Genomic DNA, 14056 nt, shown 5'->3' with positions numbered 1-14056 from the left:
GCGAACCAAGATTCACCCGAGACTCAAGAATATGGGCAATCCGGAGCGGGTCAATCGTGTTGTGAGAGCGGACGGAGAGGCCGCCTATTCGCTCGATCCCCGCTCAGACCCCATCAAACGCGGCAGATCGCCGAACTTGCCGATCAGCCCGAAGACGACCGCTGCGAGCAGAACGAAAAGCACCGACACCACCCCGAGGATCGGCGTGTAGCCGTAGCGCAGGGCGTTGAAGATCGTGATCGGGATCGTCTCGACGGTGAAGCCTGCGACCATGTAGGCAATGATGTATTCGTTGAGGCTGAGCACGAAGGCGAAGGCATAGCCCGACACGATGAAGGGCAGCACCAGCGGACCGATCACCGTGCGCAGCACCGTCCAGCGCCCTGCCCCCATCACGCGGGCGGCCTCCAGCAGCGCGCGGTCGATGCCCTTCAACCCGAGCGAGATCGTCACCAGCGGCAGCGTCACGAGAAAGACGGCATGCGAGACGATCGTGGCCCAGATCTGCCCGTACCCGCCGACCGTCATCCAGAACACCATGAAGCCCAGAGCGGAGATCACCGGCGGCAGCGTGAAGGGCGCGAGCCCCAGCCCGGTCAGCAGCCGCGCCGCGATGCCGTTGCGCTCCCACGCGAACAGCGCGAGCGGCAGCGCGACCGAGACCGAGAGCGCAGAGGCGCAAGCCGCGATCAGCAGCGAATGGCCCAGCGGCACCAGCCACGCGCTGTCCTGAAACAGCGTGCCATACCAGCGCAGCGACGGCTCCACCGGGGGGAAGCGCAGGGTCTGCGGCCCGTTCAGCGACACTCCGGTCACGACGACCAGCGGCGCAAGCAGCAAGAGCAGGATCACGATCACATAGGCGCGTTTCAACCAGCTTGTCATGATGCGCTCCTTTGCCGTCCCGCGAGCGAGGCGAGGCCCACGAGGGCCAGCGCCACCAGCATCAGGAAGATCGACATCGCCGCGGCGAACGGCAGGTTCGTCTGGTAGATCGCCTGATCGGTGATGTGGACCGAGAGCGTCCAGTCCTCGGAGCGACCCAAGAGCTGCGGCAGAAGATAGGAGCCCAGCGTGAAGACGAAGACGAGGATGAAGGCGCCCACGATCGCTCCGCGCAGGTTGGGCACGATCACCCCGAAGAAGGCGCGCGAGGCGGAGGCCCCCATGACGCGGGCGGCCTCGACGATCTCGGGATCGAGCCGGGAGACCGGCGGGTAGAGCACCAGCACCGCGAAGGGAAAGCCGATATAGCAAAGCCCGGTGATCAGCGCGAAGAGCGACGGCGTATAGGCGCGCGGCGCATCGATCATCCCGAGCCAGTAGAACAGGTTCGAAATCCCCGCCGTCTTCGACAGCAGTGTCGAGAGCGAGAAGCCGATGATGACCTCCGAGAGCGACAGCAGCGAGAGCAGCACCACGAGCGCGACGGTCTGCGCGCGATGGCTCATCGAGGCGAGGAAGACGGTGAACGGAAAGGCCAGCACGACGCAGATCGCGGCCGCCGCCAGCGACACGCCAACCGAGACGCCCATCACCTTGGCGAAGAAGGCGGTCATGAACCGCGCGTAATGGGTAAGCTCGAAGCCCGGGATGAAGGCGCCGGCCGGATCGCGTTGCGAGACCGACACGGCGACCATGATCCCGAAGGGCACAAGGAAGAAGACCGCCAGCATCAGCGCCGGCCAAAGACCGACCCAACCCGGTGTCGCACGCATCTCGGTATTCTGGCTCATGTCACCACCACACGCTCGCCCGGGCGGAAGCTGAGGCTGACCCGGTCGCCGGGGCGATAGCTCGCCTGCGTCTCGGGGGAGAGCTGTGCAGTGATCTCTTGGCCTTGCGCATCCAGCAGCACATGGCGGCTTTCGCCGAGATCGCGCAGGAAGGTCACTTCCGCCTCGATGCCGCCAGCGCCCGCGGGCTCGATGGCGACATGCTCGGGCCGGATCGAAAGCTGCGCCTCGCCTTGCTCGAGAGCGATCCTGTCGCCCTCGGCAATCGGCAACCGCGCGCCCAGCACCTCGATCGCGCCGTCGCGGACGGTGCAGGGAAGCAGGTTCGTCGTGCCGATGAAGCCCGCCACGAAAGCATTCGCCGGGTTGCGGTAGATCTCCATCGGCGCGCCCGCCTGCTGGATCACGCCGTCCTTCATCACGATGACCAGATCGGCCATGGTGAGCGCCTCTTTCTGGTCGTGGGTGACGACGATCGTGGTCACGCCGAGGCTTTGCTGGATCTGGCGCAGCTCGATCTGCATATGCTCGCGCAGGCCCGCGTCGAGCGCCGAGAGCGGCTCGTCGAGCAGGAAGACCTTCGGGTCGATGGCGAGACCGCGCGCAATCGCGACACGCTGACGCTGGCCGCCCGAGAGCTGGTCGATCCGCCGCGCGCCCATGCCGGGCAGGCGCACCAGTTTCAGCAGTTCATCGGCCTTCGCGTCTCGCTTGGCGCGGTCTGCGCCGCGGATCGCGAGCGGATAGGTGATGTTTCCCGCCACGTCGAGATGCGGGAAAAGCGCCAGAGACTGGAACACCATGCCCATGTCGCGGCGGTGGGTGGGGACCTTCGTCTGGTCATCGCCATCGACGACAACCCGGCCCTTGGTCGGTGTCTCAAGCCCGGCGACCACCCGCAGAAGCGTGGTCTTGCCGCAGCCCGAGGGCCCCAGAAGGCAGACGAATTTCCCCGTCGGTATCTCGAGCGAAACATCATCGAGGGCGGTGAACGACCCGAATTTCTTGCTTAGCCGCTCGATGCGCAGATTGGTCATCGCTGTCCTGTTTCCTCAAAGCAAATAGACGCCGTGGCGACATGCAGACGCCACGGCGCAAGTTGGTAGCCAAATCAGCCGGTGATCATTTCCGACCACTTCTGATTGATCCAGTCACCGCGGTCCACATAGATATCGTAGAGCGGCAGGATCGGCTGCTTGTCCGAGGACACGGCCGCGAATTCCTCGTCGGTCAGGTCGGTCTTCTCGCGCGGCACGGTCGGCGCGGTGCCGACATTGCGCGACAGCTTCGCCTGAATTTCCGGCTGGGCCATGTAGTCGATGAAGATCTGCGACTGATCGAGCGCGCTCGACGCCTTCGACACCACCCACGAGCCGGAATCGAGCACCGCGCCCTCATCCGGGAAGGTCGAACGCACGGGCTTGCCCTGCGAGGCGGCCAGCGAGGTCACGTCGTGGTAGTACTCGCCCATCGGGATTTCGCCGGTCTCCAGCGCCTGCTGGAACTGGCCCTCGTCGCGATACCACAGGCGCACATTCGGCTTCACCTCGGCGAGCTTGTCCATGACCTTGAGGATGCCTTCCTCGGTCTTGAGGATGTCGGTGCCGCCGAAATAGGTGGTCGCGGTAATCTCGAGCAGGAACGAGTTCGTCGCAAGCGACATCAGACCGAGCTTGTCCTTGTTCGCCGGATCCCACAGCGTCTTCCACGAAGCGGGCGCATCGGCATAGGCGTCGGTATTGGTCACCAGCGTGATATACCAGCTGACTGCGCCGGTTCCGTAGACGCTGCCATCCTCATAGCGATGCACGAAGTGATCGGGGAGCACGGAGATGTTGCTCATTTTGTCCGCGTCGAGCTTGGCCCAGAGGCCCGAGCGCTCGCCTTTGATACGCGGCAGCTGCGCGATCATCGACACGTCCGCCGGGGCCTGATTTGCGCGCGCCGCCTGCGACAGCTGCACCAGCCACGCCTCGCCCGTGGGCTCGGCGATGCTTTCGACCTCGATACCCGTGGCGGCCGTGAAATCGGGGTAGATGAACTTGTCAAAGCTGTCCTTGAAGTAGCCGCCATAGGTGCCGACCTTCAGCGTCGAAGAGGCCGCGCGCAGCACGGTCGGAGCCGCAAGCGCGGCCGTTCCAAGCGCGGCACTTACCAGAAACTCACGTCTTTTCATTGGATATTCTCCCTGTTGTCCGGCTTGTCTTAACGCCCTTGCGGCACGCCGGGCAGCGCGCAGAGCATTTCGTAGAGGAAGTTCGCGGCGATCACCGCCGTGTTGCCTGCCATGTCGTAGGGCGGCGAGACCTCTACCAGATCGCAGCCCACGAGGTTGAGCCCCGCCGTCCCGCGAATGATCTCGAGTCCCTGCATCGTCGTCAGCCCGCCAACCTCGACCGTGCCCGTGCCGGGCGCGAAGGCCGGATCGAGGCTGTCGATATCGTAGGACAGATAGACCGGCGCGTCACCGATTTGCGCACGGATATCCGCCATCAGCGGCGCGAGCGATTTGTGCCAGCACTCTTCGGCCTGGATGCAGGTCCAGCCGCGCTCGCGGCCCCAGTCGAAATCGTCGGCGCCGTAACCGGTACCGCGCAGACCGATCTGGAAGACCTTGTCGTTGATCAGGCAGTCCTCTTCCCAGGCGCGGCGGAACGGGCAGCCATGGGCGGCTGTCTCGCCGAACATATCCGCGTTGGTGTCGGAATGCGCATCGACATGGATCAGCGCGACCGGCCCGTGTTTCTCCTTGATCGCGCGCAGGATCGGCCAGGTGAGCGTGTGGTCGCCGCCTAGCGTGAGCGGGATCGCATCCTGCGCGAGGATGCCGCGATAATGCTCCGCGATGATCTCCACCGACTTCTTCAGATCATACAGGTTGATCGGCACGTCGCCGATATCGGCCACCTGCAGATGCTCGAACGGGGCCGCGCCCGTGGCCATGTTGTAAGGCCGGATCATCCGGCTTTCGTCGCGGATCTGGCGCGGGCCGAGACGTGTGCCCGGGCGGTTCGACGTACCGATATCCATCGGAATGCCAATGAAACACGCGTCGAGCCCTTCCGCCGTCGGTGCGGAGGGCAGTCGCATCATCGTCGCGGGCCCGCCGGTGCGCGGCATCGCGTTTCCGCTCAGAGGCTGATTGTATCGGTGTTCGGTCATCGCAATCTCCGTAATTCGCGGAAGCATGCGTCGCGACGATGGGCTGAAAAATATAGTTGTGTCGAAATTCACTTCGACGAACTTCGAAGCATAGATCAGACGGTGACGCTTTTTTCAGCATCTCCTGCGTAGACCGCTTCAAGCTCCGAGCGCATGGCCTGAGCAAGCGGTGAGGCCTCCGCATCGGGGCGCGTGATCGCCTCGAAGGGACAGCGGTAAAGGAAACGCTGCGGCAGGATGGCCCGCAGGCGACCCGCCTCGACCCAGCGCCGCGCGGAGTGGTCCGGCATGTAGCCGATGAAGGCGCCCGAGAGGATCATCACCAGTTGCTGCTCGAGCCCCTGCGCCATCGCGGTCGTCTGCGGAAAATCGCGATTGTTCCAGTGATCATCCCGCCAGTAGCTGCGCCCGACCGCGCGCATCGAACTGACAAATTCAGGGGTCAGCGCCGTATCGGGCACTGACCAGAGCGGGTGACCCGGCGCACAATAGAGGAAGTTCTCCTCGTCATAGAGCTTTCGGTAATTGAGCCCGGCCACCTTGTGCGGGAAGGACCCGATCGCGAGATGCAGCGATCCGTCGAGCACCCGGGTCTGAAACTCCTGTGGCGAGCCTTGCGCAAGCTCGAACCGGACCGAACGCGCGCGACGCTCCAACGCAGCGATCGCTTCGGGCAGCCGGAAGTTCGGATCGGTCACGACATGGTCCACGAGCCCGATCCGCAGCGTGCCCGAGAGCGTGCCACGCAGGGCGGCGGTTTCGGTGACGAACTCCTCCGTCGCGGCGATCAGCTTGACCACCGCCGCATGCACGATCTCGCCCTTCTGGGTAAGCCGGAACCCCGCTCGTCCCCGCCGGCAAAGCGTCACGCCAAGCCGTTCTTCCAGCGCCGTGATCTGCGTCGAGATCGTCGACTGGCTGACATTGAGCTCTGCCTGCGCGGCGGCGAAACCGCGATGGCGGACGACCGCGTCGAAGACGCGCAGAAGACGCAGGTCTGTTCCCGCAAGCTGCATCAGGCCGTCTCGTCGACGTGGCGGAAGTCCTGCGCCTGCGTCGAGACGAGCGCGGGATCGTACTGCCGCTTCAGGGTGGCAAGGAGCATCGCAGGATCGCTCCCGGCGCGGGCGAGCGTCTTGCCGTCGGGGCCCATAATGACCGAAAGGCCGAAATACTCCAGATCGGCCTCGCTGCCGCAGAGATTGGCATAGGCGATGGCCAGCCCGTGATTGGCCGCCATCGCGGGCACGACATGATCGCCCACATGCTCGAACGGGCGCATCGCGGCGGTCGGCGCGAGGATCAACTCGACCCCTTTGTCACGCAGCGCCGCGACATGCGGGGCGAATTCGACATCGTAGCAGATCAGGATCGCCGTGCGCTTGCCCGCCAGGTCGAACAGCGTGTAGCGCGATCCCGGCACGAAGCGCTCGGCCTCTGCGGGGCCGTAAAGCTGGATCTTGCGATGATTGCCCAGCACCTCGCCCGTCGACGAGACGCAGATCGCCGAATTGCGAAGCCCGTCCGCGGCGCGCTCGGGGTATCCGACGCAGATCGCGCAGCCAGCCTCGCGTGCAAGCGGCGCGAGCCGGTCCGCCATCTCCTCGACGCTCAGCGCAAGCTCGTTGAGGTCGTCGCGCTCATACCCGGTCAGGAACAGTTCGGGAAAGACGATCACCGCCGCCCCCGCCTGCCCCGCCGCGCGCGAGGCGCGGGCGATCTGACCGAGCGCGGCGTCGCGATCCCCCGCGACCGTCTGTCCCTGCCAGAGCGCCACGCCCAGCCCGTCTTGCGCCTTGTCACTCATCGCTGCCCTGCTCTCGCTCTACGAAATTTTTCTGCGCCAGTTTCACCGCTCCGGAAAACGGCTGCAAGTCCGGAGCTGTGGATGGCGCATCGGCGCGCCGCCAACCGTCGGCGCTTCACATCTTCGGTGTCCATGGACCTTCAGCGCCGCGTTCGAGTTCTACCGTCAGATTGACCTAAAGGCCTCTTGAACCGCGACCCACGCGCAAGCCGGTTTCCCATCCCATTCAAACAGGAGATACGCCCATGAAAGCCGCCATCATCCGGGACTACGACACGGCGATCGAAATCGACGACATCGCCCCGCCCCAGCTGAAGGAAGGCTCCGTCCTGATCGCCGTCCACGCGGCCAGCGTGAACCCCATCGACTACATTCTGCAATCGGGCGCGATGAAGGAAAACGTCCCGCTCGAGTTCCCGCATGTCATGGGATACGACGTTTCGGGTGAGATCATCGAGGTCGGCCCGGGTGTTACGGATTTCAAAGTGGGAGACGCGGTGTTCGCGCGCCCCAACCAGGAGGACGCCGGCGCGATCGCGCAGGTCGCTCGCCTCAAGACCGATGAGATCGCGCTCAAGCCCGCGAAGCTGAGCCACGAGGAAGCGGCTTCCATTCCGCTCGCCGGACTGACCGCGTGGCAGGCGCTGATGTCGAAAGCCAAGCTGAAGTCGGGCGACAAGGTTCTGATCCATGCCGGATCGGGCGGGGTCGGCACCTTGGCGATCCAGATCGCGAAGCATTTCGGGGCCCATGTCGCCACCACCTGTAGCCCGCGCAACGCTGATCTGGTCCGCGAGCTCGGGGCGGATATCGTGATCGACTATCACAGTCAGGCCTTCGACGAAGAGCTTTCGGATTACGACATCGTCTTTGACCTGCTGGGCGGCGAGACGCTGAACTGCTCGTTCAAGGTTCTCAAGAAGGGCGGCAAGCTCGTCTCGATCAAGGGGCAGGACACGGACGATCTGGCCTCCAAACACGGCGTCGAGTTCGAATGGTTCCTGATGGAGCCCGATGGCGCGATGCTGTCCGATCTGGCCAAGCTGCTGGAAGACGGGGCCATTCGTCCCGTGATCGACCGCGTCTACCCGATGAGCGAGACGCGTGAGGCTTATGAGCAGCTCAAGGACGGGCACGCCGTAGGCAAAATCGTGGTGACCATCGACCAGACCTGAGACCGCTTGCAGAAGGACTGAAAGCGGCTTGCCGGTCGGGGTGCGTATCCCGACCGGCAATGTCGTCTAGGATCGGATTTTCCGACAGCGGGTTCGGCTCAAATACCCAGTTCGCGCGCCACGCGTTCGGCCGCAGCCAACGCGCCTTCCATGTAGCCGCCCATCTCGGGCGCGGTCTCGGATGAGGAGAGATGCACATGTCCGTCATGGAGGCCCCGAAGGACCGGCGGCAGGCCGTAATCGGGGTGAAACCGGAGCGGCTCGAAATCGGCTTCCGTCGCGGTTTCGGGGGCCATGGCCCAGTCCTCCAGCGCATAGGTCACCGGGTTGGCGGCTTCGGGACCGAAGATACGCGCCAATTGCGCGAGCGCCATCGCTTCGATCGTCTCTCCCTGCCCGATCCGCGCCCGCGCGGGGACGCCCAGAAATCCAAAGAGCGCAGCCGGAGATCCTTCCGCCCCGGAGGCATCGTGGATTTCCGCCAGCGGCCCGCGCTGGCTCATCGCATCGCCTGAGAGCCCGGCTTCGCGCCAGAACGGACGCTCGTACACCGCGACGAACTTTGCGTGTCCCGCCATCCACGTCGGGGTCGCGCGGAGCGCCTGCATCTGCACATCGCTCAGCGGCGGCGTAAAAGAGATCTGCGCCGCGACGCGCGGCGGCACGGCAAGCACGACATGCTCGGCCCAGCAGACGCGGCCATCCGCAAGCGTGACCGAGGGCCCAGTCCCAAGCGCCACGACCCGCGCACCGGGATGAAGCCGCGCGGCCGGAAGCTCAGCGGCCAGCGCGTTCGTCAGCGCGACCATTCCGCCTTCGAGCCGCCACGACCCGGCCATGCTGGCAAACCCCATGTTGCGGTGAACATGGCCGTTCGCATCTTCCAGCGACACCGCGCCGCGCGCGTACTGCTCGAACTTTCGCAGCTTCAGCGCCTCGGTGAGCGCAGCGATACGTGGCTGGCCGGGCCAGAACCACGACGGGCCGAGATCGACCCTCCCGGCGCCGATCTCAAGCGCCTTGACCCGCCCGCCGAAGCGGGGCCGTGCCTCGAACAGCTCGAAAGAAATCCCGCGTGCGTGCAGACGCCGCGCAAGCGCCAAGCCTGCCAGCCCACCGCCGACGATCGCGACCTGCGTCTTCATTGAAATCCCGTCATTTGGAGAAATGGTTTTCCGTCACTGGTCCGGTGCCGCGACAAAGCGCAGATGCCCTGTCTTGATCCAGAACTCCGCGCCGTCCTGCCCCGCCTGAACCTGCAGCGTGTGTCCGATAGGCAGGCGCAACCACGACCCCTCGCGCAGCTCGTCGCCGCTCTCGGTCAACGTCCCGCCAAGCACGAGCAGTTCCATCCCGCCCGGATCATCGAGCGACAGGCCCGCATTGGGCGCCAGCCGGAAATAGCGAACGATCTCACGTGCATCGCGGTGAAGCTCGGAGCACTCAATACCCTCTTCGGTGTGGACCAAATCGGTCCGCATGTCCTTGTGGAACTGGTCGCGGTCGTCGGGGTCGAATTGCCAGAGCTTCACGAAGATCGTGCAGCCGCCCTCCGAGCCCGGACGATGCCGGGTCTGCGGCGGATTGCGCACGTAAGTTCCCGCCGGGTAATCGCCGCTCTCGTCCTGGAACACCCCTTCCAGCACGAGGTATTCCTCGCCCCCGCCATGCGTATGCGCCGAGAAACTATGCCCCGGGGCGAAGCGCACGATGCTCGTCGCCCTTGCCACCTCGTCGCCGATCCGGTCGAGCATCCGCCGCTCCACGCCAGCCGACGGCGAGCCATGCCAATCGAGCGTGTCGGAATGAACGAGCACGCGCTCCGAAAACTCCGCGTTGATTTCCATATGTCCTCCGAAATATTTGCCCCAACCCGAGGTGGACTGTCGCTCGGCACCGATGCGCTGCGTAGTCGGGAGCTATGCTCGGATGGCCGAATTTCAAATCGCGAAGGCGCGAAGGCCGCCGACTACTCCACTCGGCGCAAATCGTCGAACTGAACCGAGATCGCCTCGGCCGGATAATCGGCAGTTTTCGGCAGGTCCGCAATCAACGTCGTCGGCCCTCTTCCGGCCTGCGCCACGGCCTGCCCGTCGGGGCCCGCGATCACCGACTTGCCGCCAAAGTCGATCTCTCGATCAGGTCCCGCGTAATTCGCGTAGACGACCACGGCCGCGTTTTCGTTCGCCCGCGCCCGCACGAGCAGATCGGGAACGTGATCGTAGCCAACCGGATTCGCCGTGGGCACGAGGATCAACTCGGCCTTGGCACGCGCCAGAGCACGCGCATGTTCCGGGAACTCGATGTCATAGCAAATCAGCAGACCGGTCCGGACGCCATTCAGCTCGAATAGGGGTGGCGCCTCCGTACCGAAGTCGAAGCTCGCACGCTCCATCTCGCCGAAGAGCTGAATCTTGCGATAATGCGCGACCCTTGCGCCTGTCTTGTCGAGCACGGACACCGCGTTGAACACCTGATCGCCCAGCCGTTCGGCCCAGCCATAACAGATCGCACACCCGTGTTTCCGCGCGATGTCGCGCATCGCTGCGCACCACTCTCCGTCGAGCGGTTGCGCTTGCTCGCGGTGTTCTTCGGGGCGGTTGTAGCCGGGCAATATCAGCTCGGGCAGCACGACAAGATCGGCTCCGAGCGACGCCACACCGCTCACCCATTCCTGGATGATCGCAAATATTCGCCTCTGATCAGAGGAAAGCGGCCGCGGTTGGACAAGCGCGATTTTCATGTTCGTCTCCATTCTCGACAGACAAGGGTTATCGCTTGCGCCGCAGCCCGGCAATCAGAGCGCGACCTGCAAACTGCGCGCCCCTTTCCGCGTCAAGGCGGATCGGATTACTCGCGGCACAGGGATCGCGCGATGCATCAACGATCAGGTCGGGATATCGTTTTCCTCCACCGTTACGCCCATCCCGAAAAGGGGCGAGGACATGTCGGAGCGCGCCTGCAGCGGCATCTCCCGGCGCCGTCGGTCGGATCCGCGGCGAACCGACGTAGCCTATACCGTGGCCGCCACACTCTGGGGAAAGAGTTCGCCTGTGCCACGGCTTTGCACGCTGCCGTCGTCCTCATGCATAAGGAACAGGGCGTCGAGACCGCGCGCCTTCGCAACCTCCAGCCCCTTGCCCGGACCGAGCACCATCAGCGCGGTGGCCCAGCCATCAGCTTCGGCGCAACTGCGCGCGACCACCGTCACGGAGGCAGGCGATGCCAGCAACGGCGCGCCACGCGAACGATCCATCGTATGCGAGAGCCTGCGCACGCCGAGATCGATCCAGTGACGGTAATCGCCCGACGTTGCGACCGATGCATTCTCGAGCGCGAGGATCGAATGCGGCATTCGGCGAAGCGGATCGGGGCTCTCGACCGCGATCGTCCACGCGCTGCCATCTGGCCTGAGCCCCTCGGCCCGCATTTCGCCGTCGATCCCGACAAGACCAGCCTCGATCCCCTGCGCGGCCAGCGTCTCGGCGAGGCGATCCACGCCGTAACCTTTCGCGATCCCGTTCAGGTCTAGCGCCGCGGGGCCGTGCTTGCGCACCCTGCCATGGTCGATCTCGAGCCATTTATATGCAGGCTGCCGCGGCACGCTCATCGCGGCGTGGATCGCGTCGGGCGACGCTTCGTCGGGCCCGAAGCCCCACGCCGTGACCGCATCACCGAGCCCGACATCGAACGCGCCCCCGGAGGCTTTGCCGATCTCCAGCCCGAGGTGGAGCACTTCGGCCAAGCGACCGGGCACCTTCACCCATTCGCCTTCCGGAGCCGCATTGAGCCGCATCAGGTCGCTGTCGGGTTTCCACGTGGACATCTGGGTGTCCACCTCCGCAACCGCCGCCTGAAGCGCGGCCCGGATCGGCGAGGGATCGCGCCCGGGCGGTGCGAAAAACAGGGCGGTCCAGCGGGTGCCCATGGTCGGGCCGTGCAGGGCGTGGCGCACGAGATCAGAAGATGTCTTCGACATAGCGTCCCTCCGTTTTCAGTTTGGTCGCACTCAGACCAGAGGCCGCGAGGATATCGTGAAGGGCATCGGCGACCCCCGCCGCCATGTCTCTCCCGCCGCACACCATGATCCGCGCGCCGCTCTGCACGAGCCGAACCAATTCGGGGCCATCGGCGCGCATCGCATCCTGCACATAGCGCGGGCGCTGGCCGCGCGAGACCGAGGTCACGAGCCGCGACAGACGGCCCTCGTCCTTCCAACCGCCGATCTCCTGCGCATAGAGGAAATCGCTTTGCGGATCGCGCATCCCGAAGAACAGGTGGATCGGGCGACGTTGCTCGTTCTCACGCACGAAGCCCACAAGGGGGCCGATCCCCGTGCCCGCGCCAATCAGGATCAGCGGCGTATGCGAGCGGTCCGGTCGGAAGGCGGGGTTGCGCCGGATGAATGCGCGAACGCGCTCCCCCGGCTCGAGCGCCGTCAGTTGGCTCGAACACAGGCCGCCGGGATGCTTCCTGACCACGATCTCCAGAAACTCGTCGCGACGCGACGACGCGAGCGAATAAAAGCGCGGTGTCGGCGCCCCTTCGGGCAGGATCCCGATCAGGTCTCCCGCGGCGAACCGCGTGAAACCCGTGCTCGTCAGCCTCTGCCAGAACGTAGCGCGCGGCAGCGAGAAGCGCAGGATCGACGTCGGCGCCTGCACGTCCGCCCCGTAATCGCGCCGCGACTGGAGCGTGAGTTCGGTCGTGACGGGCGGCGTCGGTTGGTGATGCAGATCGATCTCGATCCCGAGCACCGCGCCCAGCGCCTGCCCCCAGCGCGCGAAGGCCTGCGGCGACTGACGGTCGATCGTGTCATAGGGCAGAAGAACCGGCCACCTCTTCGCGTCCACGGTGTCGGCAACCGTCTGGGCATAGGCGCAATAGGCAGGGAAACTCCGGTCCCCGAAGCCGAGCACGGCAATCGGGATATCCAGCGCATCGGAATGGGCTTCGAGTTTCGTCAGGAACCCTTTCGCAGAACTGGGCTCCGCCCCGTCGCCATAGGTTGCCGCGAGCACGATGATCCGATCGGCCCGGGCGTAACGCTCGGGGGCGAAGGACGACATCGGCGCGATGTGAACACTCTGGCCCGCTGCGCGAAGCGCCGCGTGCAGGGTCGTCGCAAACCCCCATGTGCTGCCGCTTTCGCTACCGACGAGAAGGATCGTCTCCGCGCGCCCGGCCGGCTGGTTGGCCCGGATACGCGGGCGTCCGCGCCGCCCCGCGAGCCAGATCGACACGCCGGTCAGACCCATCGCCGGCACGCCGAGCGCCATGAGACCCAGCACCGCACCAAGCAGCGCAGCGCCCTGCCCCGTATGCAGGGTGTAGATGGTTTCCGAGGCGCGTTGCCATGCGGTCAGGTCCGCCCAAGCGAGCACCGCGCCGGTGCCCTGATCGAGATAGCCGGTGCCGCGATCGGTCTTGAGCGTGAACACATCGGTGGCATCGCCGTCATAGGGGAAGCTCAGGCTGCGCAGTTCCGAGACGGGCGTGGTGCCGAGCAAGCCGAGATCGGGAATCGACGCGCCCGTTTGGCCGCTCACCTCGGCGGGCAAGCCCAGCGACGGCCCGCCATCCGGGATCAGCGCGAAGGTCGAGGCCGTCATCCACAAAGAGGTGACGGAGGAGAAGATCAGACCTATCACCGCGACGCGGGCGATCTCCACATGGAGCCGCCCGGCGAGCGGCCCGCGCAAACGGGAGAACCAGTTCCGACAACCGCCGACACGCCGCGCGACGAGCATCGCTCCGGAGACCGAGAGCACAAGCATCGCGACGGCACCCAGCGCGCTCGCGACACGGCCGGGATCGCCGAGAAAGAGGGAGCGATGCAGGTTGGTCAGCCAACGCTGAAAGCCATTCGGATCAGCCGAGGCGACGCCGCGACCCGTCATGGGATCGATTACGGCGGCACCGGGCTGTCCGGACTCGAACCAATAGGCGGTGATCCGCCCCGACGGTGCACGCCGGATCTGCTCGAGCCCCGGATAGACAGTCTGGATGCGCTCGGCGAGGGTCGCAACGCTTAGCTCTGCGCCGGCCTGCGGCGCCACGATCCGCTCCATAACCGGAAAGACCGCGAGCACCGCGCCGCTAAGCGCCAGCACCGTGACAAGCGCCAGGGCAATCAGCCCCGGCCAGCGATGAAACGCGCGGATCATGGCCTGTCA

General features: G+C 65.3%; 13 protein-coding genes. 1 reads left to right on the top strand and 12 read right to left on the bottom strand.

The features are described from left to right. Positions 1-84: 84 nt before the first annotated feature. From B6V72_RS06890 to B6V72_RS06860, 7 genes are all read right to left on the bottom strand, one after another. Positions 85-885 carry an ABC transporter permease gene (locus tag B6V72_RS06890; protein ID WP_088735196.1) on the bottom strand — a complete coding sequence of 267 codons (801 nt, stop codon included), beginning with the start codon at positions 883-885 and terminating at the stop codon, positions 85-87. Beyond that, complete coding sequence (locus B6V72_RS06885) at positions 882-1736, bottom strand: ABC transporter permease (RefSeq protein WP_088735195.1); 855 nt, start codon at positions 1734-1736, stop codon at positions 882-884. Before B6V72_RS06885 ends, B6V72_RS06890 begins: the two co-directional genes overlap by 4 nt. Next, positions 1733-2773: an ABC transporter ATP-binding protein gene (locus B6V72_RS06880; protein ID WP_075776358.1), complete on the bottom strand. Its 1041-nt coding sequence runs from the start codon at positions 2771-2773 to the stop codon at positions 1733-1735. Before B6V72_RS06880 ends, B6V72_RS06885 begins: the two co-directional genes overlap by 4 nt. Before the next feature lie 74 nt (positions 2774-2847). Next, positions 2848-3912, bottom strand: a complete 1065-nt coding sequence (locus B6V72_RS06875; RefSeq protein ID WP_088735194.1) for an extracellular solute-binding protein — start codon at positions 3910-3912, stop codon at positions 2848-2850. Between the two features lie 29 nt (positions 3913-3941). Then, positions 3942-4898: an agmatinase gene (gene speB, locus B6V72_RS06870; RefSeq protein WP_075776360.1), complete on the bottom strand. Its 957-nt coding sequence runs from the start codon at positions 4896-4898 to the stop codon at positions 3942-3944. A 95-nt stretch (positions 4899-4993) separates the two neighbouring features. Beyond that, positions 4994-5914, bottom strand: coding sequence for a LysR family transcriptional regulator (locus B6V72_RS06865; protein WP_088719186.1), 921 nt, complete (start codon positions 5912-5914; stop codon positions 4994-4996). Then, entirely contained in the window at positions 5914-6705 is a 792-nt protein-coding gene (locus B6V72_RS06860) for a nitrilase-related carbon-nitrogen hydrolase (protein WP_088735193.1), read from the bottom strand. Before B6V72_RS06860 ends, B6V72_RS06865 begins: the two co-directional genes overlap by 1 nt. Before the next feature lie 245 nt (positions 6706-6950). Between B6V72_RS06860 and B6V72_RS06855 the strand changes: the two genes are divergently transcribed. After that, entirely contained in the window at positions 6951-7880 is a 930-nt protein-coding gene (locus B6V72_RS06855) for an NADP-dependent oxidoreductase (protein WP_088735192.1), read from the top strand. 98 nt (positions 7881-7978) lie between these two features. Here the strand turns inward: B6V72_RS06855 and B6V72_RS06850 are convergent, their stop codons facing one another. The 5 genes from B6V72_RS06850 to B6V72_RS06830 all read right to left on the bottom strand — a co-directional run bounded on the left by B6V72_RS06850 (position 7979) and on the right by B6V72_RS06830 (position 14047). After that, positions 7979-9025 carry an FAD-dependent oxidoreductase gene (locus tag B6V72_RS06850; RefSeq protein WP_088735191.1) on the bottom strand — a complete coding sequence of 349 codons (1047 nt, stop codon included), beginning with the start codon at positions 9023-9025 and terminating at the stop codon, positions 7979-7981. A 33-nt stretch (positions 9026-9058) separates the two neighbouring features. Beyond that, positions 9059-9727, bottom strand: a complete 669-nt coding sequence (locus B6V72_RS06845) for a cupin domain-containing protein (RefSeq protein WP_088735190.1) — start codon at positions 9725-9727, stop codon at positions 9059-9061. 122 nt (positions 9728-9849) lie between these two features. Then, on the bottom strand, positions 9850-10623 hold the full coding sequence (locus tag B6V72_RS06840; protein WP_088735189.1) for a carbon-nitrogen hydrolase family protein: 774 nt from the start codon (positions 10621-10623) through the stop codon (positions 9850-9852). Positions 10624-10893: 270 nt separating this feature from the next. Further along, entirely contained in the window at positions 10894-11859 is a 966-nt protein-coding gene (locus tag B6V72_RS06835) for an FAD:protein FMN transferase (protein WP_088735188.1), read from the bottom strand. Beyond that, a complete protein-coding gene (locus B6V72_RS06830; RefSeq protein WP_088735187.1) occupies positions 11840-14047 on the bottom strand; it encodes a PepSY domain-containing protein in 2208 nt (735 codons plus the stop codon). The genes B6V72_RS06835 and B6V72_RS06830 overlap by 20 nt, the downstream gene beginning before the upstream one ends. Positions 14048-14056: the final 9 nt, after the last annotated feature.

Origin of the sequence: Thioclava sp. F34-6, assembly GCF_002213235.1 — a bacterium.
Taxonomy (GTDB): domain Bacteria; phylum Pseudomonadota; class Alphaproteobacteria; order Rhodobacterales; family Rhodobacteraceae; genus Thioclava; species Thioclava nitratireducens.
This window is presented reverse-complemented; position numbering and strand designations above follow the sequence as displayed.

Bases quoted from the DNA above. Each gene is read 5' to 3' on its own strand.
- B6V72_RS06865 (WP_088719186.1), bottom strand. From the start codon at position 5,914: ATGCAGCTTGCGGGAACAGACCTGCGTCTTCTGCGCGTCTTCGACGCG.
- B6V72_RS06880 (WP_075776358.1), bottom strand. From the start codon at position 2,773: ATGACCAATCTGCGCATCGAGCGGCTAAGCAAGAAATTCGGGTCGTTC.
- B6V72_RS06840 (WP_088735189.1), bottom strand. From the start codon at position 10,623: ATGAAAATCGCGCTTGTCCAACCGCGGCCGCTTTCCTCTGATCAGAGG.
- B6V72_RS06855 (WP_088735192.1), top strand. From the start codon at position 6,951: ATGAAAGCCGCCATCATCCGGGACTACGACACGGCGATCGAAATCGAC.
- B6V72_RS06845 (WP_088735190.1), bottom strand. From the start codon at position 9,727: ATGGAAATCAACGCGGAGTTTTCGGAGCGCGTGCTCGTTCATTCCGAC.
- B6V72_RS06885 (WP_088735195.1), bottom strand. From the start codon at position 1,736: ATGAGCCAGAATACCGAGATGCGTGCGACACCGGGTTGGGTCGGTCTT.
- B6V72_RS06830 (WP_088735187.1), bottom strand. From the start codon at position 14,047: ATGATCCGCGCGTTTCATCGCTGGCCGGGGCTGATTGCCCTGGCGCTT.
- B6V72_RS06835 (WP_088735188.1), bottom strand. From the start codon at position 11,859: ATGTCGAAGACATCTTCTGATCTCGTGCGCCACGCCCTGCACGGCCCG.
- B6V72_RS06850 (WP_088735191.1), bottom strand. From the start codon at position 9,025: ATGAAGACGCAGGTCGCGATCGTCGGCGGTGGGCTGGCAGGCTTGGCG.
- B6V72_RS06875 (WP_088735194.1), bottom strand. From the start codon at position 3,912: ATGAAAAGACGTGAGTTTCTGGTAAGTGCCGCGCTTGGAACGGCCGCG.
- B6V72_RS06860 (WP_088735193.1), bottom strand. From the start codon at position 6,705: ATGAGTGACAAGGCGCAAGACGGGCTGGGCGTGGCGCTCTGGCAGGGA.
- speB (WP_075776360.1), bottom strand. From the start codon at position 4,898: ATGACCGAACACCGATACAATCAGCCTCTGAGCGGAAACGCGATGCCG.
- B6V72_RS06890 (WP_088735196.1), bottom strand. From the start codon at position 885: ATGACAAGCTGGTTGAAACGCGCCTATGTGATCGTGATCCTGCTCTTG.